Here is a 21,335-nt window from a genome sequence, read left to right on the forward strand (position 1 = left end):
CTTCCCGGGGGTGGAAGATGAGACTCGACGCGATCCGCCCGCTCTACGACCAGCCGGGGCCGTTCGCCTCGGTCTACCTGGACGCCGGCCGGTCCAACGCAAGCGGCGCGGAGGAGGTGGGGCTGCGCTGGCGGGAACTGCGCGGCCACCTCGCCCAGGAGAGCGGCGGCGCGTCGCTGGACGCGATCGAGGAACGGGTGATCGACCCCGGCGAGGCCGCTCCGGGCCGCGCGCTGTTCGCGACCCACGGGGAGGTGGCGCTGGATGAGGCGCTGCCCGAGCCGCCGCGCCGGGAGATCGCCCGCTGGTCGGCCCTGCCGCACGTGATGCCGCTGCTGGCCCAGCGCGGTGAGAGCGTCCCGCACGTCCGGGTGATCGCCGACCATACCGGGGCCGACGTCATCGTGGCCGGGCGGGGCGCGTCCCGCCGCCGGGCGGTGGGCGAGGAACAGGACTGGCCGATGACCAAGACCGGGCAGGGCGGCTGGTCGCAGAAGCGCTACGAGCGGGGTGTGGAGGAGACCTGGGAGCGCAACGCGATGGCGGTCGCCGAGGCGGTGGACGAGGAGGTCCGCAGGAGCGGCGCGGAGCTGGTCGTGGTCGGCGGCGCGCCGAAGTCCCGGGCGCTGGTGTGCGAGCACCTGGGCGCCGCGGCGGCCGAACGCGTGGTGATGGCCGAGCACGGCAGCAGGGCCGAGGGCGCGGACCCAGCGGCGTTCGAGGCCGCGGCCGACGCCGCGGTGGACGCGCTGATCGAGGGCAGGCGGGCCGAACTGCTGGACCGATACGGCGTCGGGCCGTCGTCCCGCGGCCTGGACGACACGGTGGCGGCGCTGCGCGACGGCCGGGTGGAGGTACTGCTGGTCGCCGACGACCAGTCGGCCGACGGCCTGTTGTGGATCGGCGAGGAGGGCGCGCAGCTCGCCCTGGAGGCCGACCACCTGCGGGCGTACGGGGTGGCCGAGCCGGTGCGCGAACGCGCCGACGCGGCCTTGGTACGGGCCGCCGCGACCACCGACGCCGAGCTGTGGTTCGCCGGGCGCGACGCGCTCGGCACGGATGTCGCGGCGCTGCTCCGTTACTGAGTGACGATCACGACCTCCAGGGTGCGCGGGCCGTGTACGCCCTCCACCCGGTCGAGTTCGATGTCGCTGGTCGCCGACGGGCCGCTGATCCAGGTCAGCGGGCGCGCCGGGTCGAGCGCGGCGACCGCCTCGGGCACACCGGGGACGATCTGCGCCGCCCGCACCAGGCACAGGTGGTAGTCGGGGATCAGCGTGAGCGCGCGGCGGCCCTGGCCGGGACCGGCGTCCAGCACGATCGTGCCGGTCTCGGCGACGGCCACCGCACATCCGGTGATCACGCCGTCGGCGGCGTCGAGGGCGGACGCGGACAGCGGCGGGTCATCGCGCAGCACGGCGGCGGGCGGCACGGCCCCGGCCCACTCTTCGGCCAGGCCGCCGGGCACCACGATCCGCCGCACGCCGCGCCTGTCCAGCGCCTCGGCGATGAGCGCGGGCGTGTCGGCCGCGGGCGCCACATGGACCGCCGCCTGGTAGTCGCCCACCCGGTCGGCGAACCGCTCGGCCGCGCCCTCGGCGCTCCCGGCGGTGCGGTAGTGGCGCGGGATCTCCACCTCGGGCGCGTCCCGTACGGCGGCGCGGACGCGGGCGAGGATGCGCTCCCTGGACCCGCTCATCGGCGGCCTCCGTTCGTCCTGGCCCACCAGTCCCGGAAGGACTCCGGCGGGATGTCGGGGATGTCGCGGGTGTCGGTCCAGCCCGCCAGCGGGCCGGGCAGCCGCCTGGGGGCGAGCCCGCGGAACCGGGCGGCCAGCCGCTGGGCGCGGGCCAGCCGTACCGGACGGTCGAGGATCCAGCCCGCCGCGCGCATGCCCGCCCGCTCGGCGATCGGGTGCGGGGCCTTGCCTCGCAGGTGGACCAGCACCTCGGGGATGTCGATGGCCACCGGGCACACGTCGTAGCAGGCGCCGCACAGGCTGGAGGCGTACGGCAGCGAACGGTCCAGCTCGGAGCCCATGCCGCGAAGCTGCGGGGTCAGGATCGCGCCGATCGGCCCCGGGTAGACCGAGCCGTAGGCGTGGCCGCCGGTCCGCTCGTAGACGGGGCACACGTTGAGGCAGGCCGAGCAGCGGATGCAGCGCAGCGCCTGGCGGCCCACCTCGTCGGCGAGGACCCGCGTGCGCCCGTTGTCCAGCAGCACCAGATGGAACTCCTGGCCTTCCACCGCGCCCGTCCAGGTGGAGGTGTAGGGGTTCATCCGCTCGCCGGTGGAACTGCGCGGCAGCAGTTGCAGGAAGACCGAAAGGTCCCGCCAGGACGGCACCAGCTTCTCGATGCCCACCACGCTGATCAGCGTCTCCGGCAGGGTGAGGCACATCCGGCCGTTGCCCTCCGACTCCAGCACCACCAGCGTGCCGGTCTCGGCGACCATGAAGTTGGCCCCGGAGATCGCGACCTTGGCGCTCAGGAAGCGGTCGCGCAGGTGCAGCCGGGCGGCCTCGGCCAAGGCGCGCGGGTCGTCGGTGAGGTCGGCGGGCGCGGGACGGCCCCTGCGGCCCATCTCGGCCAGGAAGATCTCCCGGATCTCCGCGCGGTTGCGGTGGATCGCCGGGACCAGGATGTGCGAGGGCAGGTCGTCGCCGAGTTGCACGATCAGCTCGGCGAGGTCGGTCTCGTGCGCGGTGATGCCGTGCGCGGCCAGCGTCTCGTTGAGCCCGATCTCCTGGGTGGCCATCGACTTGACCTTCACCACGTCGGTCTCGCCGGTGGCCTTGACCAGGCCGGTCACGATCCGCCCGGCCTCCTCGGCGTCCTCCGCCCAGTGCACCCGGCCACCGGCCCGCGTGACGGCCTCCTCCAGCTTGAGCAGGTGAGTGTCCAGCTCGCGCAGGGTGCGGTCCTTGATCGCCTTGGCGGCGGCCCGCAGCTCCGCCCAGTCCGGCAGCTCGGCCACCACCTGGGCCCGCTTGCCGCGGATCGTGCCGGTGGCCTTGCGCAGGTTGTACCGCAACTGTGAGTCCCGTACGGCCCGTGCCGCGTTCGCCGCGAAGCTCACGACGGGGCCTCGGTGCAGGCCAGGATCTCGGCGAGGTGCATGGTGCGGACTCCGGCGCGCTGGCGGGTGAGGGTGCCGCCGATGTGCATCAGGCAGGAGTTGTCGGCGGCGCAGACGACCTCGGCGCCGGTGTCGAGCACCGCGCGGACCTTGTCGGCGCACATCGCGGCGGACACCGCGGGGTTCTTGACCGCGAACGTGCCGCCGAACCCGCAGCACTGATCGGCATCGGGGAGCGGGACCAGGTCCAGGCCGCGGACCTGGCGCAGCAGCCGGGCGGGACGGTCGCCAAGGCGCAGGCCGCGCAGCGAATGGCAGGTCGGATGGTAGGTCACCCGGTGCGGGAAGTACGCGCCGACGTCGGTGACGCCGAGCACGTCGACCAGGAACTCCGACAGGTCGTGCACCCTGGGCACGGTCGCCGCCACCGCGCGGGCGGGCGCGCCCGGCGGGGCCAGCCGCGGATACTGCTCGCGAATCATCGCCGCGCACGAACCCGAGGGCACCACCACCGCGTCGTACCCCGCGAACACGCTGACGAACCGCCCGGCCAGGCGCGTGCCCTCGGCCTTGTAGCCCGTGTTCAGGTGCATCTGACCGCAGCAGGTCTGCCCGGCGGGGAACTCCACCTCGCACCCCAGGCGGCGCAGCAGTGACACCACCGCCTGGCCCGTCCGCGGGAACAACGTGTCATTGACGCATGTGATGAACAACGCGACCCGCACCCGCACCACCCTACGGGGGCGGCGGGACGACCGTCGGGCGGGTGTCGGCGACCCGGCAGTTCGCGCCCGAGCAGGCCGCCATCTCGTGCAGGGCACGCGCCAGGGAATCGACCACCTCGGCGGGCGTGCGGGTGACGATGTTGTCGAGCTGGTGGGGGTCGGCGCTCAGGTCGTAGAGCTGCCGCTCGCCGCCCGCGTACTCGACGTAGGTGTGCCTGGCCGTGCGCAGCGCCCGATAGGGTGGCGCCTCCCCCGGCGTCGGCGACCAGTCGGGCGGCCGGTAGAACTCCACCAGCACGTTCTTGCGCCACGCCGCGGGCGTCTGCCCGGTCAGGAGCGGCACCAGCGAACGCCCTTCGGCGAAGCCGGGCACCCGTGTGCCCGCCAGCTCGGTGAACGTCGGCCCGAGGTCCACCGTGGCGGTCATGGCGGTGACCGTGCGCCCGGCCGCCACGCCGGGCCCCCTGGCCACCAGCGGCACCCTGATGCTCTCCTCGAACGGCGTGGTCTTGCCCAGCGGCAGCCGGTGCGTGCCCAGGTGGAAGCCGTTGTCGGAGGTGAAGAACAGGTAGGTGCGGCCCAGCCGCCCGGACTGGCCGAGCGCCCGCACCAGGGAGCCCACCATGTCGTCCAGGCCGAGCATCGCGCGCAGCCGCCTGCGGTGGCGCTCGTCCACCTCGTCGATCTCGTCGTCGTCCAGCCGGGGGGCCGAACTCAGCCATTCGGGCTCGGCCGAGACGTCTTCCTGGTTGAAGTTGGGCGTGCGGGGCGCACGCGCGTCGGCGAAGGCCCCGGCGTGCCTCGGGGCCGAGTTGGCCGGCAGGTGCGGCGCGACCGGGGCCAGGTACAGGAAGAACGGCTCCTTCTGCGGCTGGGACACGAACGCGGACGCCTTGGCGGCGAGCACGTCGGCGAGGTAGTCGGACGCCTCGTCGCCGTAGGCGCGCAGGGTGCCGTTCTCGTTGAGCGTGTAGCCGAACTCCTCGTAGAGCCGCCTGACCGGTACGTACCATTCGTCCCAGCCGGGCGGCACGTACGTGGGCGGCGCGGCCCTGCCCGGATAGTGGTTGAGGTACTTGCCCATCAGCGCGGTGCGGTATCCGGCGCTCTTCAGCCAGGTGCCGATCGTGGAGCTCTCCAGCCCGGACCTGTGGAACCGGGCGAACCCGCCCTCCGGCGCGGTGTTGGTGAACACGCCGTGACTGTGCACATACTGGGAGCGCAGGATCGACGCCCGCGACGGGCAGCACCAGGAGTCGGTCACGAAGTACCGCTCGAAGGAGGTGCCCTGGCGGACGAGCTGGGACCAGATGTTGGGAAACGAGCGCAGGTCGCTCGTCTCCAGGTCGTCGGCGACGACCAGGATGATGTTGGGACGCGGCGTGGCGCCCGCGTCGGCGGGCACACCGCGTATCGGCCCCGCTCCGGCGAGCAACAGCATCGCGGCACAGGTCAGCCAGCCGACGAGCTTCTTCACATGGGATAGGTTTCCCGGCTCGGGTCTTTTCGACACACGCCCGGCGCTTTCCCCTGCCCTCTCCCCTGCCGTTCCCATGCCGTGGCGGGGGCGGGCGATGTGCGTTCGGCCCACGGGTCCAGCACAATCGGTCGGGTGACTACTCGGGTGCTGATAGCCGACGATCAGGCGCTGGTGCGGACCGGATTTCAGATGATCCTCGACGCCCAGCCCGACCTCGAAGTGGTCGCGGCGGTGGCGGACGGCGCCGACGCGGTGGAGCAGGCCAGGCGGCTGCGCCCCGACGTGTGCCTGCTCGACATCCGGATGCCCCGGCTGGACGGCCTGGAGGTGACCAGGATCCTGGCGGGCCCCGGAGTGGACGACCCGCTGCGCGTGGTCATCGTCACCACCTTCGACCTGGACGAATACGTGTACGGCGCGCTGCGCTCGGGCGCGTGCGGATTCCTGCTCAAGGACAGCGGGCCGACGCTGCTGGTGGAGGCCATCCGGGCGGCGGCCGTGGGCGACGCGCTGGTGTCGCCGTCGATCACCGTACGGCTGCTCGAACACCTGGCCCGCCCGCGTCCCACCACCGCCCGCGCGGCCCGCGAGCCGCTGACCGAACGCGAGCTGGACGTGGTCCGCCTGGTGGCCAGGGGCCGCACCAACCAGGAGGTGGCCGCGGAGCTGTTCGTCTCGCTGTCCACCGTCAAGACCCACCTGGGCAGCATCCAGAGCAAGCTCGGGGTGCGCAACCGGGTGGAGATCGCGGCCTGGGCGTGGGAGTCCGGCGTCGTGGGGTGAGCGCCGTGCGGCGAGAAGGGCCTTGATCAGCCCTGATTAGCGGAGTGGCGTACGGGATAGAAGAAGGACAAGGTCCTTCAGCGCGCATGCCGGGGGGAGAGATCTCATGCGCCTTGCCCCGCCACCACCGCACCGAGCGGCCTTGGCCGTCCACGCGGCCTTCCTGGCCCACCTCGCCGCCCTCGCCGGGCTGGTGATCTTCGAGGCGACCCGCGGCGAACGGCTGGCCAGGAGGCTGGCACTGCTGGGCGCCGACCCTTCAGGCAGGCAGGCCCTGGTCGGCGACGTCACCCTGTTCGCGGTGCTCCTGCTCACGGTGGCCGCGACCGCGGTCATCGCCGCCTGCGCCTACCTGACCTGGCTGGTCAGGGCGCGGCAGGCGAGCGTTCCCGGCGCCCGCGGGGCGGGCCGGGTGCTCGCCGGCTGGCTGGTGCCCGGGCTCAACCTGATCGTCCCGCCGCTGCTGGTGGACCGCGTGTGGCGGGAGACCCGTGGGCGGCTGCCCGCGGCCCGGCGGCGGCGCTGGCTGGCCCTGCTCGCGGCCTGGTGGCTGGCCTGGCTGGGCGCGCTGGCGAGCGTGGTGGCCGGGTTCGCCGCGCGGGGCGGCGTGACCGGTGCCGGCCTCGTCCAGCTCGCCGCCTTCTCCCTGGCCGCGCTGCTGTGCACGGCCACGATCCGGCAGATCGCCCGCACCCGGCCCGCCAAGCCGCGCACCGGCCGCTTCGCCCCGTACGCCGAGACCGGCCCCGACGCCCGCGTGGTCAGCCTGCCCCCACTGGGCGGCCCGGTCCTGCAACGGCAGTCCGCGGGCGACCAGAGCGGCGGTTAGGCACTGCGCCGGGTCGGCGCGGGGCCGGAGCTTCCGCCGCTGGCGTGCCAGAGCCGGCGCGGTGGGTCCTGCACGCCGGGGGCGGGCCCGATGTCGGCGTACGGCGAGAGCCGGAAGCCGTTGGCGTACTCGATCCGCCGTCCGCCGACCCCGCCCGCCGACACGGGGGCCGCGCCGAGCAGCGCCCGCGCCCCCGCGGCGCCCTCCTCGCGCCACACCCGGTCCACGTCCAGCAGGTTCCAGCAGTCCAGCGCGCGCAGCGACACCGCCCGCGGGCCGGTCCGCCTGACCACCCCGCGGGCCACCAGCAGCCACGACCCGAAGGCCGTGGCCGCGCAGTGTCCCTGCACCGACTCGAAGAAGGTCAGGTCCACCGGGCCGGTCGAGTCGTCCAGAGTCGTGAAGATCACCCGCTGGCCGGACCGCACCGCCGGGGTCTGGGTGGCCACCTTGACCCCGGCGACCAGCACCTCCGCGCCGTTGCGCAGGGACAGCAGCTCGGCCGACCTGACCACGCCGATCGCGTCGAGCAGGTCGTCGTGGAAGCTGATCACATGGCGGCTGACGTCCATGCCCAGGATGCTCAGCTCGGCCTCGACCATCTCGCTCTCGGTCATCTCCGGCAGCTCCCCCGGCACGATGTGCTCGGTGAACCCGAGCGGGAGCTGCGCCGCCCCCTCCCCCGCCGTCACCCCGGCGGGGGACCTTTCCAGCACGCCGACCTGGGCGATCAGGTCGCGCCTGGTCAGCTCGCCGGGACGCCACCGGGGGCCGCCCGGGCGCAGGCGGTGCACCGCGTCCAGGCCGCCGACCTGGACGATCCGCTCGGCGATCGGCCGTGAGGGCCGGGCCCGGTCCCAGAAGTCGGCCAGCGAGGTGTACGGCTGGCCCGCGACGATGCGGTCCACCTCGGCCTCGCTGACCCCCTTGACGGCGGAGAAGGGCACCCGCAGGCCGTACCCCCGCCCCATCTCGCCGACCCACGCGGGCGCCGGGGCCCTGCGCCCCGCGGGCTCCAGCCCGGCCGGGTGGACGCGGATCTTCGCCGGCCCCTGAGGGTCGGCGGTGGTGTCGGCGCGCGGGCCGACCCGCTCGACCAGCCACTGCCGCCCCGAGCGGTTGACGTCCAGCGGCAGCACCGACACGCCGCACTGGCGGGCCTCGTCCAGGATGACCCGCTGCGGGTACATCCCCGGCTCGTGGGTGAGCACCCCGGCGAAGAAGGCCGCCGTGTGGTGCCGCTTGAGCCAGGCCGACTGGTAGGTGGGCAGCGCGAAGGCCGCGGCGTGGGCCTTGCAGAACCCGAACGCGCCGAACGCGTCGAGCACCTGCCAGGACCGCTCGACGGTCTCCCTGTCGTACTCCGGCCGCACGTTCAGCTCCCACCACACCCGGACCCTGGACCTGCCCTCGGGGGTGTCGAGGGTGCGGCGGATCTTCTCCGCCATGGACAGGCCGCAGCCGGTCATCGCGTGCACGACCTGAAGGATCTGCTCGTGGAAGATGACCACGCCGTTGGTCTCGGCCAGCACCTCCCGCAGGTCGGGGTGCGGGTAGCGGACCGGCCGCCAGCCGTGCCTGCTCTCCAGGTAGGGGGTGACCATGTCGGAGTTGACCGGCCCCGGGCGGAACAGCGAGATGTCGACGATCAGGTCGTGCATGGTCCGGGGGATCATCTTGGCCACCAGCTCGCGCTGGCCGGGCGACTCGATCTGGAAGCAGCCGATGGTGCGGCCCGTGGCGATCAGGTCGTAGGTCTCGGTGTCATCGTGGGACACCTCGTCCAGCCGTACCGAAACGCCGTCCACCCGCTCGATCTCCGTGAGCGTGTAGGCCATGGACGACTGCATGCGCACGCCGAGCACGTCGAGCTTGAGCATGCCGGCCTCCTCGACGTCGTCCTTGTCGAACTGCGACATCGGAAACGAGAGCAGGCTGCGCTCGACCGGGGTGCGGTCGCGCAGCCCGGCGTTGCCGACCAGCACGCCGCAGGGGTGCAGGGCGATGTGCCTGGGCAGGCCGTCCAGCTTCTCGGCGAGCCGGAACACGGTTGCCAGCGCCTGGTCGTTCAGCCCGCTCTCGCGCAGCTCCGGCAGGTCGGACAGGGCGGCGCGGATCTGCTTGGCGCGTACGTGCGGGAACGCCTTGGCGATCACGTCGATCTCGTGCGGGGGCAGCCCCATGGCCCCGCCCACATCGCGGATCGCGCTGCGGGCGCGGTAGGTCTCCATCATCGACACGCAGGCCACCCGGGCCTCGCCGTAGCGCTCGTAGATGGCGCGGTAGCAGTCCAGGCGGCGGGCGGACTCCACGTCCACGTCGATGTCGGGCAGCCCGACCCGGTTTTCGGACAGGAAGCGCTCCATCAGCAGGTTGTGGTCCAGCGGGTTGACCTCGCCGATGCCGATCAGGTAGTTGACCAGGCTGCCCGCGCCCGAGCCGCGGATCGCGCAGCGGACGCCCATGCCGCGGATCATGTCGGTGATCCCGGCGACCGCGATGAAGTAGCCGGACAGCCGCTTGCGCTCGATGATGTCCAGTTCGGCGGCGAGACGCTCCCTGGCGTCCGTGGAACGGTCCAGCCCTCGCCGGTAGAGGCCGTCGGCGCAGCGGTCGCGCAGCAGCGGCACCGGGTTCCTGCCGATCTCGGGCAGGTGCAGTTCGGGCTCGTCGTTCTCCAGGACCAGCAGGTCCAGTGGGTCGAGTACGCATCGCTCGGCGACCCGGCGGGTCGTCGCGAGCAGGCGGGCGGCCTGCTCCTCGTCGCCGCCGCAGATCCGCGCCGCGACGTGGGCCATCTCCTGCGGGCTCTTAAGGTAGGCGTGCGAGGCGGAGTGCGGGAGGTGGCGGGGGTGCAGCGGGACCAGTTTGCGCGCGGCGTCGAGTACGTCGCCGACCTGGTAGTCGGCCGGCGCGAGGTGGCGCACGGCGTTGGTGAGCACGGCGGGCACCCCGGCCGCGGCGGCCAGGCCGAGCATCCGGGCGGCGGTGTTGGCCTCCCGGTAGCCGTACTGGTCGACCAGCTCGACCACCAGGTCGGGCACGGCGGCGCGCCAGCGGGTCAGCAGGGCGGCGGCGAGGTCGTCGCGGCGGGCGGCGGCGGCGTGGCCCACGTCGGAGGCGGGGCCGAGCATGACCACCAGGCCCTCGGCGTGCGCGGCGACCATCTCGCGGGTCACCCGGGGCTCGCCGCGCTCGCCGGAGTAGTGGGCGGCGGTGACCAGGCGGCACAGCGCGGCCCAGCCGCCCGAGCGGGCCAGTACGGTGATCCGCCGTTCGCCCTTGTCGTCCCCCTCTGCGGAAAGGGCGAGGTCGGCGCCGACGACCGGTGACACGCCCGCGGTCAGGCACGCCTGGGCGTGCTTGATCGCGCCGTACAGGCCGTCGCGGTCGGTCAGCGCGAGGATGTCCATGCCCAGCTCGGCGGCCCGGCGGGCGAGCGCCTGCGGGAAGGCGGTGCCGTAGCGCAGCGAGTAGGCCGAGGCCAGGTGCAGGTGGGCGAACATCAGTCCCACGCCCTGATCATCAGCCAGCCGTCGCCCGCGGTGTCGTAGCGCAGCTCGTAGGTGCCGCCCTGGTCGCCCGCGCGGGCCTCGACGCGCCAGAACCTGCGCTCGCCCGGGTCGGTCTCGGAGGTCTTCCACCACTCGCGGGCCACGACCCAGTGGTCGAGCACGCCGTGGACGACGTAGAGCCGATCCCGCCAGACGAACTGGCTCGGTGCGCCGTCTCGGGTCCAGACCTCGATAGGGTCTCCGTAGAGTCTGCTCAAGGCGCTTGCTCTCCCTTGTGGCTCCGGCTGCTTCCTCGTGAGCCACCCGGGGGAAGGCGGGTGCTATCTCGAACATATGTTCTCAAGCCGCCGAACGCAAGTCGGACGTCGGCCTGCTTGTCACCTCATTGGAGATCAAGGAGCAGGATGATGCGAGCCATCGTGATCTCCGCCACCGGCGGACCAGAGGTGCTGGACTACACCGACCACCCCGACCCGGCGCCCGCGCCCGGCGAGTTGCTGGTCCAGGTGGCCGCCTGCGGTGTCAACTTCATCGACACCTACCACCGGAGGGGCCGCTACCCGCTGTCGCTGCCGACGGTCCTGGGCCGGGAGGGGGCCGGGATCGTGCTGGCCGCCGGCGAGGACGTCGCGGAGTTCGCCCCCGGCGACCGGGTGGCCTGGACGGGCGTGCCCGGCAGCTACGCCGAACTGGTCGCGCTGCCCGCCACCCGGGCGCTGCCGGTCCCCGACGGGATGGCGCTCGACCTGGCCGCCGCCATCCCGTTGCAGGGGATGACCGCGCACTACCTCACCCACTCGGTCCACAAGGTCAAGCCGGGCGATGACGTACTGGTCCACGCCGCGGCGGGCGGGATGGGCCTGCTGCTGGTCCAGATGGCCAAGCTGCGCGGGGCCCGGGTGATCGGCACGGTCTCCACCGACGAGAAGGCCCGGCTGGCCCGCGAGGCGGGCGCGGACACCGTGCTGCGGTACGAGGGCTTCGCCGACGCGGTGCGCGACCTGACCGGCTCAGGGGTCCACGTCGTGTACGACGGCGTCGGCGCCGCCACCTTCGACGGCAGCCTGGCCTGCCTGCGCCCGCGCGGCATGATGGCCCTGTACGGCGCGGCCAGCGGCGCGGTGCCGCCGGTCGATCCGATGCGCCTCTACCATGGCGGCTCGCTGTTCCTCACCCGGCCGCTGCTGGAGCACTACATCGCCACCCGCGAAGAGCTGCTGTGGCGGGCCGGCGACGTCTTCGGCTGGGTCGCCTCCGGCGACCTGCGCATCGACGTGTCCCGGCGCTACCCCCTGGGCGAGGCCCGCCAGGCCCACGAGGCCCTTGAGGCCCGCCGTACGACGGGCAAGCTCCTCCTCATCCCCGGCCTCTGAGCCCGCTCGGTTCGAGCCTGTGGAACGAGGGCTACCAATCCTGCGACAAACCTGACATTCGGCGTAGGTATTCGTCTTCGTCGATCTCCCCGGCCGCGTAGCGCCGCTTGAGGATCTCGCGGGGGTCGTTGGCGGGCGGGGAGATCGGGGTGGCGGAGCGGGTCCGTGCGACGAGCATGACGCCGAGGACGACCGCCACCACCACGGCGATCATGAACAGCAGCAGGACGAACCTCATGGCCCCATTGTCCCCCCGGGCGGCAGCATGGGAAGTCCGGACGGCGGGCCGCATTCCAGCAGGCGGGTCAGCGCGGCGGTGTCGAGGTGGTGCTCGACCAGGTCGCCGAGCGCGTCCAGGCGGCGTTCGCGCAGCGCGGCGAACGACACGCCGGGGGCCGGGGTGAAGTCGCGCCCGGCGAGCGAGGCGGCCTCGGTCAGGAACGCCCGGCGGAAGTCGTCGTTCTCCAGCGCGCCGTGCCAGGTGGTGCCGAACACGCCGCCCGCCCGGCAGCCGTCCAGGAACGGCTCCGCGCCGTCGTCGGGGGTCACCGTGCCGTGGTGGATCTCGTACGCCGCCACGCGGTGGCCGTACGCCTCGCCGACCGGGGTGCCGAGGGTCTTGGCCGCGGCGAACTCCACGGTCGCCGGCAGCAGCCCGAGCCCCGGTACCGTGCCCTCGCCCGACTCGACCAGGTCGGTGATGGTCCTGGCGAGCATCTGGTAGCCGCCGCAGACGCCCAGCACCGGGCCGCCCGCGGCGGCCGTCTCGGCGATGGCCCGGTCGATGCCGCGCTCGCGCATCCAGCGCAGGTCCGGCACCGTGGCGCGGGAGCCGGGGATGACCACGAGGTCGGCGTCGGCGATCTCGCCGGGGCCGGTGACGAACCGTACGACCACGCCGGGCTCGCAGGCCAGCGCGTCCAGGTCGGTGAAGTTGGAGATGCGCGGCAGGCGCACGACGGCCACGCGCAAAGACTGCCTGCCATAGGGGGGACCCCCGGCGGCGGCGCGGTCGCGCGATTCGAGGGCCAGGGAGTCCTCCACGTCCAGCCACAGGCCGTCCAGCCAGGGCAGCACCCCGTAGACGGGCCGGCCGGTCAGCTCGCGCAGTGTGTCGAGGCCGGGCGCGAGGAGTTCGGGGGCGCCGCGGAACTTGTTGACCACGAATCCGGCGATCATCTCCTGGTCGGCCGGTTCGAGCAGCGCCACCGTGCCGTAGAGCGCGGCGAACACCCCGCCCCTGTCGATGTCGCCGACCACGACGACGGGCAGCCCGGCGGCGCGGGCCAGGCCCATGTTCGCGATGTCGCCCCGGCGCAGGTTGATCTCGGCGGGACTGCCCGCGCCCTCACAGATCACCACGTCGTGGGCGGCCCGCAGCCGGTCGAGCGATTCCAGCGCCACCTGCCGCAGTCTGTCCTTGAGCGCGCCGTACTCCATCGCGTCCACGTCGGTGAGCGGACTGCCCAGGACGACCACCTGACTGCGCCGATCGCTGCCCGGTTTGAGAAGGATCGGATTCATGTCGGCATGCGGCTCCAGTCCGCACGCCGCCGCCTGCACGGCCTGCGCCCGTCCGATCTCCGCCCCCTGCGGGGTGACGAACGAGTTGAGCGACATGTTCTGCGCCTTGTAGGGCGCCACGTCCACGCCCTGCCTGGCCAGCCACCGGCAGATCCCCGCGGTGACCACGCTCTTCCCGGCGTCGGAGGTGGTCCCCGCCACCAGCAGCGCCCCCTTCACCCGGCCCGCCCCGCGATGAGGGCCCGGGTGGCGACGGCGAGGGCGGCGGCGGACACGGAGACGGCGCGGGCGAGGCGTACGGCGCGGTGGATGTCGGGTGGCGACGGCTTGCGTCCGTCGCCCATCTCCGGGCGGTGCTCGACCCGGCCGGCGTAGACGTTGCGCCCGCCGAGGGTGAGGCCGAGCGCGCCCGCGAAGGACGCCTCGCAGCGTCCGGCGTTGGGGCTCGGATGGCGGTGGCCGTCGCGCCACAGCACCGCCGCCGCGCGGGCGGGCGAGCCACCGGCCACCGGGGCGCAGGCGGCGGCGAGCAGGCCGGTGAGCCGGGCGGGGGCGAGGTTGGCGGCGTCGTCCAGGCGGGCGGCGGCCCAGCCGAACCGGGCGTACCGCGGCGAGCGGTGCCCGATCATGGCGTCGAGGGTGTTGACCGCGCGGTACGCGAGCAGTCCGGGCACGCCCGCCACCGCGCCCCACAGCAGTGGGGCCACCGCGGCGTCGGAGGTGTTCTCCGCGACGGACTCGACGACCGCCCTCGCCATCTCGGCGGCCGACAGCCCGCTCGGGTCGCGCCCGACCAGGTGCGGCAGCCGCCGCCTGGCCGCCGCCAGGTCGCCGCTCTCCAGCGCGCCCGCCAGCGTGCGGCCCTCCCTGCCCAGCGTCGTACCGCCGAGCACGGCCCAGGTCGCCGCGGCGGTCACCACCGCCCTGGCCACGGGCCGCCGCCTGGTCGCCCACTCGGCGGCCACCCCGAGCGCGGCGGCCGAACCCACGCAGATCAACACATGCGCGACACCCCGGCCGCGGGCGTCGCCGTACAGCTTGCGCTCCAACGCGCCCGCCGCCCGCCCGAACAGCGCCACCGGATGCCCCCGCCGCGGATCCCCCACGGCGGCGTCCAGCACCACCCCGAGCGCCATCCCCAGGGCGGTCCCCCGCCCCATCGACGTTCTGAGACCAGCGGACACAAAGCCCCCATCAGTAGAAAGCGGGAGGGAGAGGTCAGATGAGGGAGGCATGGAGTTCGTCTTCGTGGGTGTCCAGCCAGGCCCGCGCCCGGCGGATGCGTTCGCCCGCGCCGCCGGCCCAGCGGCGGGCCCAGCCGCCGCCCGCCGTCTCGGCGCGCCGCCGGGTCGCGGCGTAGGAGCGGCCGAAGCGGAGCCGCGCCAGGTCGAGCAGCCGGCGGCGGTCGCGGGGCGGCAGGCCGTACTCGTCGCAGAACAGCCGCAGCCGCGCGCCCACCTCGGCCTCGCACAGCTCGCGCTGCGACGGGTCGCGGTCGAGCGGATCGGCGATCGGCGCCCAGTGCCGCAGGGTGGTCACCACGTCGAACAGCCGCGTGGTGGGCCTGGCCAGGTCGAAGTCGATCAGTGCGTACGGCAGGCCGTCACGGAAGACCACGTTGCCCGGGCTGACGTCGCAGTGCCCGATCACCTCGGGCGGCCGGTCGTCGTTGGAGCCCGGCTCCCACTCCGAGTGCCGGGTCAGCGGGAACGTCGCCGACGCGTCGTGGAAGCGGCGCAGCAGCCGGGCCAGCGCGGCGAGCGAGCCGGCGGTCACGGCGTACGGCGGCAGCGGCCTGGCCGGGGCCTCCCCCTCGATGTACGTGAGGATCTCCCGGCCCCGCTCGTCGAAGCCGGCGACCCGGGGCGCGCCCTCGAACCCGGCCGCCGCGAGGTGGCGCAGCAACGCGTGGACGGCGGGAGTCGCCCGGCCCACCGGCCTGCGCACGGTGCCCCCGGCCCGTACGACGCCTTCGGTGGTCTCCCCGCCACGCAACGCGATCTCCCGCTCCGCGGTCACCAGGGGCGCGAGCACGGGGAACGGGGGGAGCATGGCAAGCAGCCTAATCCACGCCCACATGGACGGCACACGGGTTTACCGCCCTCCACCGGGGACCGCCCAGGGGTCAGGAGCCGGGGGCGGGGTCTTCGGAGAGGTCGGTGTGGTAGCCGCGCCAGTCGCTGAGGCCGTCGAGGGTGCCCTTGCGGATCTCGGCGATGAGGGTGGTGAGCCAGTCGCGTTCCGCCCGGTACAGGACCGCCTTGTACTCCGCCTCGATCATGTGGATGCGGCCGATCCGCCCCGCCGCCATCTCCTCGAAGGTGTCGAGGGTGCGCAGGAGTTCGGTCAGGCGGACGACGCGTTCTTCGAGCAGCGCGGCGGCGTCATCCGGGGACATCACCGGCATCAGGGACAGGCCCGCCTCGAAGTTGGTGTACTCCTTGGTCGGCGTGGACAGCAGCATGCTCAGCCAGTCGACGACCTCAAGCCGCCCCGCGTCGGTGATGGCGTAGACGGTGCGCTCGGGACGGCGGCCCGCGCGGGTGGTCTCCTGGGCCTCGATCAGGCCCGCGCGTTCCATGCTCTGCACCACGGAGTAGAGCGAGCCGTAGTTGAGCCGGATGCTGTCCTCCTTGCGCCGCGAGCGCAGGGTGGTGGCCAGCTCGTAGGGGTGCATCGGGTGTTCGAGCAGGGTCGCCAGCACCGCCAGCGCCAGCGGGTTGCTCCTTTTGCGCGCCACGACCACCTTCCCCTGTTCCACCGGCAGTCTACGCAGGCTAGGACACTTCGCCCGGACGCTCAGCGGCGAGCCCGGCATCCAGCCGGGCGGTGATGCGGTCCACGTCGCCGCGCTCGCCGGGCGGCAGTGGGGCGCCGGCCGCCGCACGGGCCGACGCGGCCTCGGCGAGCAGGCGGGCGGCCCGCCGGTGCGCGCCCGCCAGGGAGTACGCCCCGGCCAGGCCCTCCAGGGCGAGGGCGACCGCGCGGGGGTCGGCGGTGGCCCGCGCCGAGTGGAGTCCTTCGGTGTGCAGGGCCAGCGCGCGCCGGGCGTCGCCGCGCTGTTCGGCGGCGAAGCCCAGTTCGGCCAGGATCAGCGCGGCCCCCGGCTCGCCTTCCAGCTCCCGGCACCAGGCCAGCCAGGGGAGCAGCCGCCGTTCGGCCTCGTCCAGGTCGCCGCGGCGGCGGGCGATCATGCCCAGCCCGACCTCCGCGAACTGCCGCCCCGGCTCGTGGGATTGTTCAGCGGCCCGGCGCAGTGCCCGTTCGTGCAGGTCGCGCGCCCGGTCGTGGTCGCCGGTCAGCATGGCGATCCGGCCGATCCGCGCCAGCAGTTCACCGGCGTCGGCGGGCAGGCCCAGTTCTTCGGCGACGCGCAGTCCGTCCCGGTGGAGGGCCTCGGCGCGGGGATAGTCGCCCTCGATCTCGGCCAGCAGCCCCAGCACACGGTTGGCCTGATGCAGTCCCCAGCCGTCGCCCAGCCGGGCGAACAGCGCGCGGCTCTCCTCGCTCAGCTCGCGGCCCGTCGCCAGGTCGCCGCCGGCGATCACCTGCCTGGCCCGTACGACGAGCGCCGCCGCCGTGCCCCACCGGTCGCCCAGCGCGCGGAACCCGGCGAGCGCGCCGGTCAGCCTGGTCACGCTCACCGCCGGATCGCCCGACCCGAAGCGGGCGAACCCGAGGAACCAGCGCGCCTGCGCCAGGGCCGCAGGGTCGCCGTCCCGCTCCGCGAGGGCCAGGGCGGCCTCGTCCGCCCCCGCCGGCCGGTCGGCGTCCCCGGCCAGGATCGCCATCCCCGCCCGCCAGACCTCGGTCGCCCGCCGTCCGGCCGGGTCGGCCCCGGGCACGGCCAGCGCGGCGGTCAGCCCGCGGTGGGCCTCGCGCGGGCGTCCGCGCAGGAGCCAGTACCAGGCCAGCCCGTTGACCAGGCGAACCGCGAGATCGCCCGCGCCGCGGCGGACGGCGTGGTCGAGCGCGGCGCGCAGGTTGGGGGCCTCCTCGTCCAGGCGGTGCAGCCACTCGCGCTGATCGGGACCGCGCAGGGCGGGCGCGGCCGACTCGGCCAGGGCGGCGTGGTGGCGGGCGTGCCGCAGCCGGGTGGCGGGTTCCTCGCCCGCCTCTCGCAGGCGTTCCAGGCCGTAGGCGGCGATCGACTCCAGCATCCGGTAGCGGACCCGGCCGCCCGCGGGCGCGGCCACCACGAGCGAGCGGTCCACCAGGCGGGCGAGCAGCCCGGCGACCTGCGCGGGGCGTACGTCGCCGCCCGCGCAGACCTCCTCGGCGGCCCGCAGGGTGCAGCCACCGGTGTGGACGGCCAGGCGGCGCAGCACCGCGCGTTCGGCGGCGGTCAGCGGCTCCCAGCTCCAGTCGATCAGGGCGCGCAGCGTCCGCTGCCGGGCGGGGGCGTCGCGGCGGGCGCCGCCGGCGTCCAGCAGCCCGAAGCGGTCGCCGAGGCGTCCGGCCAGCTCGGTCGCGCCCATCGCGCGGACCCTGGTGGCGGCCAGTTCCAGGGCCAGCGGCAGTCCGTCCAGGCGGCGGCAGATCGCGGCGACGGCCTCGGCGTTGCCCTCGTTCAGGGCGAAGCCGGGCGAGGCGGCGGCGGCGCGGGCGGTGAAGAGGCGCACGGCGGCGGACCGCGCCGGGTCGCGGTCGCCGGGTTCGCCGGGCAGGGCGAGCGGCGGCACGGCGTACAGGGTCTCGCCCGCGATCCCGAGCGGTTCCCTGCCGGTGGCCAGCACCCGCAGGCCCGGTACGCCGCGCAGCAGGCGGCCGGTCAGCTCGGCGGCCGGTTCCAGTACGTGTTCGCAGTTGTCGAGCACCAGCAGCAGGGGCGGCCGGCCGCGCAGCGCGGCCACCAGCCGGTCGGCGGGCGCGGCCGGTCCCTGGCCGGGGATCGTCTCGCGTACGCCGAGCGCCGCCATCACCGCGTCGGCGATGTCCGGGCGGCCGGGTTCGAGGCTGCTCAGCTCCACCAGGTGGGCCCCGCCCTCTTCGGCGGCGGCGAGGGCCAGCCGGGTCTTGCCGACCCCGCCGGGCCCGGTGAGCGTCACCAGGCGGGACGTGCCCAGCATGGCCCGCACCTCGGCGACGGCCTGCTCCCGGCCGATCAGCTCATCGACCGGGACGGGCAGGGCGGCGGGCGGCGGCCTGGTGGGAAGGTCGCGGGTCAGGATCGCCTGGTGCAGGGCGGCCAGCTCGGGGCTCGGATCCAGGCCCAGCTCCCCGGCCAGCACGGTACGCAGCTCCGCGTACTCCGCCAGCGCCTCCCCCTGGCGGCCCGCCAGGTAGAGGGCGCGCATGTGGGCGGCGCGCAGCCGCTCGCGCAGCGGGTGCAGGGCCACCTGCCCGGCCAGTTCGGCGGCCAGCTCGTGGTGCTCGCCCAGGGCCAGCCGGGCCTCCGCCCGCTCCTCGATCGCGGTCAGCCGCTGTTCGGCCAGCTCGGCCGCGTGCGGGCGGGTGAAGCCCTCGTCGGCGAAGTCGGCGTACGGCTCGCCGCGCCACAGGTCCAGCGCGGCGGTGAGCAGCGCGGCCCGCTGCTCGGGACGGGGGTGGGCGCGGGCCTCGGCGATCATCCCGGCGAACCGGGCGGCGTCCACCGAACCGGGCGCGGGGCGCAGCAGGTAGCCCGGCGGCCGGTGGACCAGCAGGCCGCGGCCCCCGGGCGTGGCGGCGTCCAGGGCCCGCCGCAGGTGCCACACCTTGTTCTGCAGCGCGCTCGCCGGATGGGCGGGCGGCTCGGCGCCCCACAGGTCGTCGATCAGCCGGTCCGCCGGGACGACCCGGCCCTCGTGGGCCAGCAGGTCGGCCAGCAGCGCCCGCACCTTGACCTCGGGGACGCGGACCGGCCGCCCGTCGTCGGCCCACAGTGTCAGCGGGCCGAGCACCCCAAATCGCATGCCTCTGACGCTATACGCGGCGGGCGAGAGCGAACCGAGAGCGGGGTCGCCGAGAGTCGAGGCGAAACAGAAGGGGGTTGCATCATGACCGAGAACCGCATACCGGTGAGCCTTGTCGGACTTGGCTCGATGGGCGCCGCGCTGGCCAAGGCGTTCGTCGCCGCCGGGCACCCGACCACCGTGTGGAACAGGACGCCGGAAAAGGCCGACCCGCTCGTGGCGCAGGGCGCGGTGCGGGCGGAGTCGATCGCGGCGGCGGTGGCCGCGAGCCCGCTCACCGTGGCCTGCCTGACGACCTATGACGCCACGCTGGAGGCGTTCGGACCGGCGGCGGGCGAGGTGGCCGGGCGTACGTTGATCACGCTGAACAGCGGGTCCCCCGCGGGGGCGCGGCGGGTGGCGGCCTGGGCGGCCGAGCACGGGGCGCGTTATCTGGACGGTTCGATCAAGGACACGCCGTGGGCCGTGGGCGGGGCGGACACGCTGATCTACTACGGGGGCGACAAGGCGGTCTTCGACGAGTACGAGCAGGTGCTGGGCGTCCTCGGCGGTGACACCGTGCACCTGGGCCCCGAGCCCGACCTCGCCGCCCTGTACGAGACCGCCGTGGGCGTCACGCTGACCACCACCATGGTCGGCTTCGCCTACGGGGCGAGCTTGGTGGGCTCGCGCGGCCTCCCGGCGACGAGCATGGTCCGCTACTCCGTCAAGTGGCTGCAACTGATCGAGCGGATCCTTCCGCTGATGGCCGAGCAGATCGATTCCGGCGACTACCGGCAGGAGTCCGGGCCGCTCCGCCTCTTCCTCGACATCATGCCCGACGACCTGGAGACGGCCGAGGAGGCGAAGGTGGACGCGGAGTGGCTGCGCCCGATACACGACCTGATCCGCCGCGCCGTCGCCGAGGGCCATGGCGACCACGGTTCCGCCGCCCTGGTGGAACTGCTGAAACTGCCCTGAGCCGCCGGGGCGGCCGGTCCGCGCCGGTCGCCCCACGGTGCCGGGTGTCGCTAGGGACGGCGAACCCGAAAGCGGTTACAATTTCCCGATCAGGTGCCGGCGAACGGCCACGCCGTCCGGAGAGCGGAGAGTCAGTCAGCCATGGCGGAACAGCCCCTCGTGCGTCTGCAGGACGTCGCCGAGCACGCCGGGGTGTCACTCGCCACCGCCTCGCGGATGCTCAGCGACCCCGACTACGGCGGGCGCGCGGGCCTGCGCGAACGCGTCCTGGCCTCGGCCGCCGAGCTGGGCTACCGGCCCAACCCGCACGCCCGCGCGCTGGCCACCGCCACCTCCACCAACGTGGGCCTGGTCATCCACGACGTGCGCGACCCCTACTTCGCGACGCTCAGCGGGGGCGTCATCACCGTGGCCGAGCGGCACGACCTGCTGGTCAGCATCGTGTGCACGCACCGCGACGCCCCGCGCGAGCTTGAGTACGTCAAGCGGCTGGCCGACCAGCGGATGCGCGCGATCATCCTGGCGGGCAGCGCCCTGCGCGACAGCGCCCACACCGCGGCGATGAACGCCGCGCTCGATTCCTACCATCGGTCCGGCGGTTCGGTGGTGTCGGTGACGCGCGGGCACACGGTCGGTCACGTGGTCGACATCGACAACGCGGGCGGCATGCGCAGGCTGGTGCACGACATGGTGGCGCTGGGGCACACGTCGTTCGGGGTGATCGCCGGGCCGCTGCGGCTGCTCACCGTCCGCGACCGGCTCCAGGGCATCAGGCGCGGGCTGAAGGACCACGGCATCACACTGGGCCGCGACGACGTCGTCTACGTTGACCTTTCCCGCGAGGGCGGCCAGGCCGGGGCGCAGATGCTGATGAACCGGCCGGAGCCGCCGCGCTGCCTGCTGGCCATCGCCGACGTCGTCGCGGTCGGCGCGCTGTCGTGGCTGCGGGCCGGCGGCGTGGCGGTGCCCGGCGAGGTGTCGGTCACCGGGTTCGGCGGGATTCCGGCGGCGAGCGACGCGGTGCCCTCGATCACCACCGTCGAGCTGCCGCTTGAGCAGGTCGGCGAGACCGCGATGGAGCTGGCCCTGAAGCCCGCCGCGCCGCGGCACATCGTGCAGGTCGAGGGCACCCTGGTGCGGCGGGACAGCGTCGCCCCGCCGCACTGAGCCGGCT

Annotated in this window: 18 protein-coding genes; 6 read left to right on the forward strand and 12 right to left on the reverse strand. The window is 74.2% G+C overall.

The genetic code is table 11. The annotated features are described in order from the left end of the window. The first annotated feature begins 17 nt into the window (after positions 1–17). Positions 18–1,085, forward strand: coding sequence for a baeRF2 domain-containing protein (locus DP939_RS24190; RefSeq protein WP_113983049.1), 1,068 nt, complete (start codon positions 18–20; stop codon positions 1,083–1,085). Here the strand turns inward: DP939_RS24190 and DP939_RS24195 are convergent. Genes DP939_RS24195 through DP939_RS24210 form a run of 4 tightly spaced genes read right to left on the reverse strand, consistent with a single transcriptional unit; the run spans position 1,079 to position 5,280 of the window. Beyond that, positions 1,079–1,699: a LutC/YkgG family protein gene (locus DP939_RS24195; protein ID WP_113983196.1), complete on the reverse strand. Its 621-nt coding sequence runs from the start codon at positions 1,697–1,699 to the stop codon at positions 1,079–1,081. The genes DP939_RS24190 and DP939_RS24195 overlap by 7 nt on opposite strands. Further along, positions 1,696–3,078, reverse strand: coding sequence for a lactate utilization protein B (locus DP939_RS24200; RefSeq protein WP_225878468.1), 1,383 nt, complete (start codon positions 3,076–3,078; stop codon positions 1,696–1,698). Before DP939_RS24200 ends, DP939_RS24195 begins: the two co-directional genes overlap by 4 nt. Continuing rightward, entirely contained in the window at positions 3,075–3,803 is a 729-nt protein-coding gene (locus DP939_RS24205; RefSeq protein WP_113983195.1) for a (Fe-S)-binding protein, read from the reverse strand. The genes DP939_RS24200 and DP939_RS24205 overlap by 4 nt, the downstream gene beginning before the upstream one ends. A gap of 10 nt (positions 3,804–3,813) precedes the next feature. Then, a complete protein-coding gene (locus tag DP939_RS24210) occupies positions 3,814–5,280 on the reverse strand; it encodes a sulfatase family protein (protein WP_225878469.1) in 1,467 nt (488 codons plus the stop codon). Between the two features lie 135 nt (positions 5,281–5,415). Here DP939_RS24210 and DP939_RS24215 point away from each other — a divergent pair, with 135 nt between their 5' ends. Together DP939_RS24215 and DP939_RS24220 are read left to right on the forward strand one after the other, a co-directional pair. Continuing rightward, positions 5,416–6,066 carry a response regulator gene (locus DP939_RS24215; RefSeq protein ID WP_113983050.1) on the forward strand — a complete coding sequence of 217 codons (651 nt, stop codon included), beginning with the start codon at positions 5,416–5,418 and terminating at the stop codon, positions 6,064–6,066. Between the two features lie 106 nt (positions 6,067–6,172). Beyond that, entirely contained in the window at positions 6,173–6,895 is a 723-nt protein-coding gene (locus tag DP939_RS24220; protein WP_113983051.1) for a DUF4328 domain-containing protein, read from the forward strand. Here the strand turns inward: DP939_RS24220 and DP939_RS24225 are convergent. Together DP939_RS24225 and DP939_RS24230 are read right to left on the reverse strand one after the other, a co-directional pair. Further along, the gene (locus DP939_RS24225) at positions 6,892–10,401 is read right to left on the reverse strand and encodes a DNA polymerase III subunit alpha (protein WP_113983199.1); all 3,510 of its coding nucleotides are present in this window, start codon (positions 10,399–10,401) and stop codon (positions 6,892–6,894) included. The genes DP939_RS24220 and DP939_RS24225 overlap by 4 nt on opposite strands. Continuing rightward, positions 10,401–10,667, reverse strand: coding sequence for a DUF6504 family protein (locus DP939_RS24230; protein ID WP_113983052.1), 267 nt, complete (start codon positions 10,665–10,667; stop codon positions 10,401–10,403). The genes DP939_RS24225 and DP939_RS24230 overlap by 1 nt, the downstream gene beginning before the upstream one ends. 150 nt (positions 10,668–10,817) lie before the next feature. Between DP939_RS24230 and DP939_RS24235 the strand changes: the two genes are divergently transcribed. Then, positions 10,818–11,783 carry a quinone oxidoreductase family protein gene (locus tag DP939_RS24235; protein WP_199565396.1) on the forward strand — a complete coding sequence of 322 codons (966 nt, stop codon included), beginning with the start codon at positions 10,818–10,820 and terminating at the stop codon, positions 11,781–11,783. 31 nt (positions 11,784–11,814) lie between these two features. Here DP939_RS24235 and DP939_RS24240 read toward each other — a convergent pair whose 3' ends face one another. The 6 genes from DP939_RS24240 to DP939_RS24265 all read right to left on the reverse strand — a co-directional run bounded on the left by DP939_RS24240 (position 11,815) and on the right by DP939_RS24265 (position 19,201). After that, entirely contained in the window at positions 11,815–12,021 is a 207-nt protein-coding gene (locus DP939_RS24240) for an SHOCT domain-containing protein (RefSeq protein ID WP_158578675.1), read from the reverse strand. Then, positions 12,018–13,526, reverse strand: coding sequence for a cobyric acid synthase (locus tag DP939_RS24245; protein WP_113983055.1), 1,509 nt, complete (start codon positions 13,524–13,526; stop codon positions 12,018–12,020). Before DP939_RS24245 ends, DP939_RS24240 begins: the two co-directional genes overlap by 4 nt. Next, positions 13,523–14,467 (reverse strand): cobalamin biosynthesis protein, encoded by a 945-nt coding sequence (locus DP939_RS24250; RefSeq protein WP_113983056.1) that lies wholly within the window; start codon positions 14,465–14,467, stop codon positions 13,523–13,525. The genes DP939_RS24245 and DP939_RS24250 overlap by 4 nt, the downstream gene beginning before the upstream one ends. 58 nt (positions 14,468–14,525) lie before the next feature. Beyond that, positions 14,526–15,359, reverse strand: a complete 834-nt coding sequence (locus DP939_RS24255) for a phosphotransferase (protein ID WP_113983057.1) — start codon at positions 15,357–15,359, stop codon at positions 14,526–14,528. A gap of 73 nt (positions 15,360–15,432) precedes the next feature. Next, positions 15,433–16,068, reverse strand: coding sequence for a PadR family transcriptional regulator (locus tag DP939_RS24260; protein ID WP_199565381.1), 636 nt, complete (start codon positions 16,066–16,068; stop codon positions 15,433–15,435). Between the two features lie 16 nt (positions 16,069–16,084). Next, on the reverse strand, positions 16,085–19,201 hold the full coding sequence (locus DP939_RS24265) for a BTAD domain-containing putative transcriptional regulator (protein ID WP_113983058.1): 3,117 nt from the start codon (positions 19,199–19,201) through the stop codon (positions 16,085–16,087). Positions 19,202–19,285: 84 nt separating this feature from the next. On the opposite strand from DP939_RS24265, the gene DP939_RS24270 reads away from it, so the two are divergent. Then, positions 19,286–20,161: an NAD(P)-dependent oxidoreductase gene (locus DP939_RS24270; protein WP_199565382.1), complete on the forward strand. Its 876-nt coding sequence runs from the start codon at positions 19,286–19,288 to the stop codon at positions 20,159–20,161. A 141-nt stretch (positions 20,162–20,302) separates the two neighbouring features. Beyond that, complete coding sequence (locus tag DP939_RS24275) at positions 20,303–21,328, forward strand: LacI family DNA-binding transcriptional regulator (protein ID WP_113983059.1); 1,026 nt, start codon at positions 20,303–20,305, stop codon at positions 21,326–21,328. Positions 21,329–21,335 lie beyond the last annotated feature (7 nt).

The organism is Spongiactinospora rosea (assembly GCF_003315795.1).
Taxonomy (GTDB): Bacteria; Actinomycetota; Actinomycetes; order Streptosporangiales; family Streptosporangiaceae; genus Spongiactinospora; species Spongiactinospora rosea.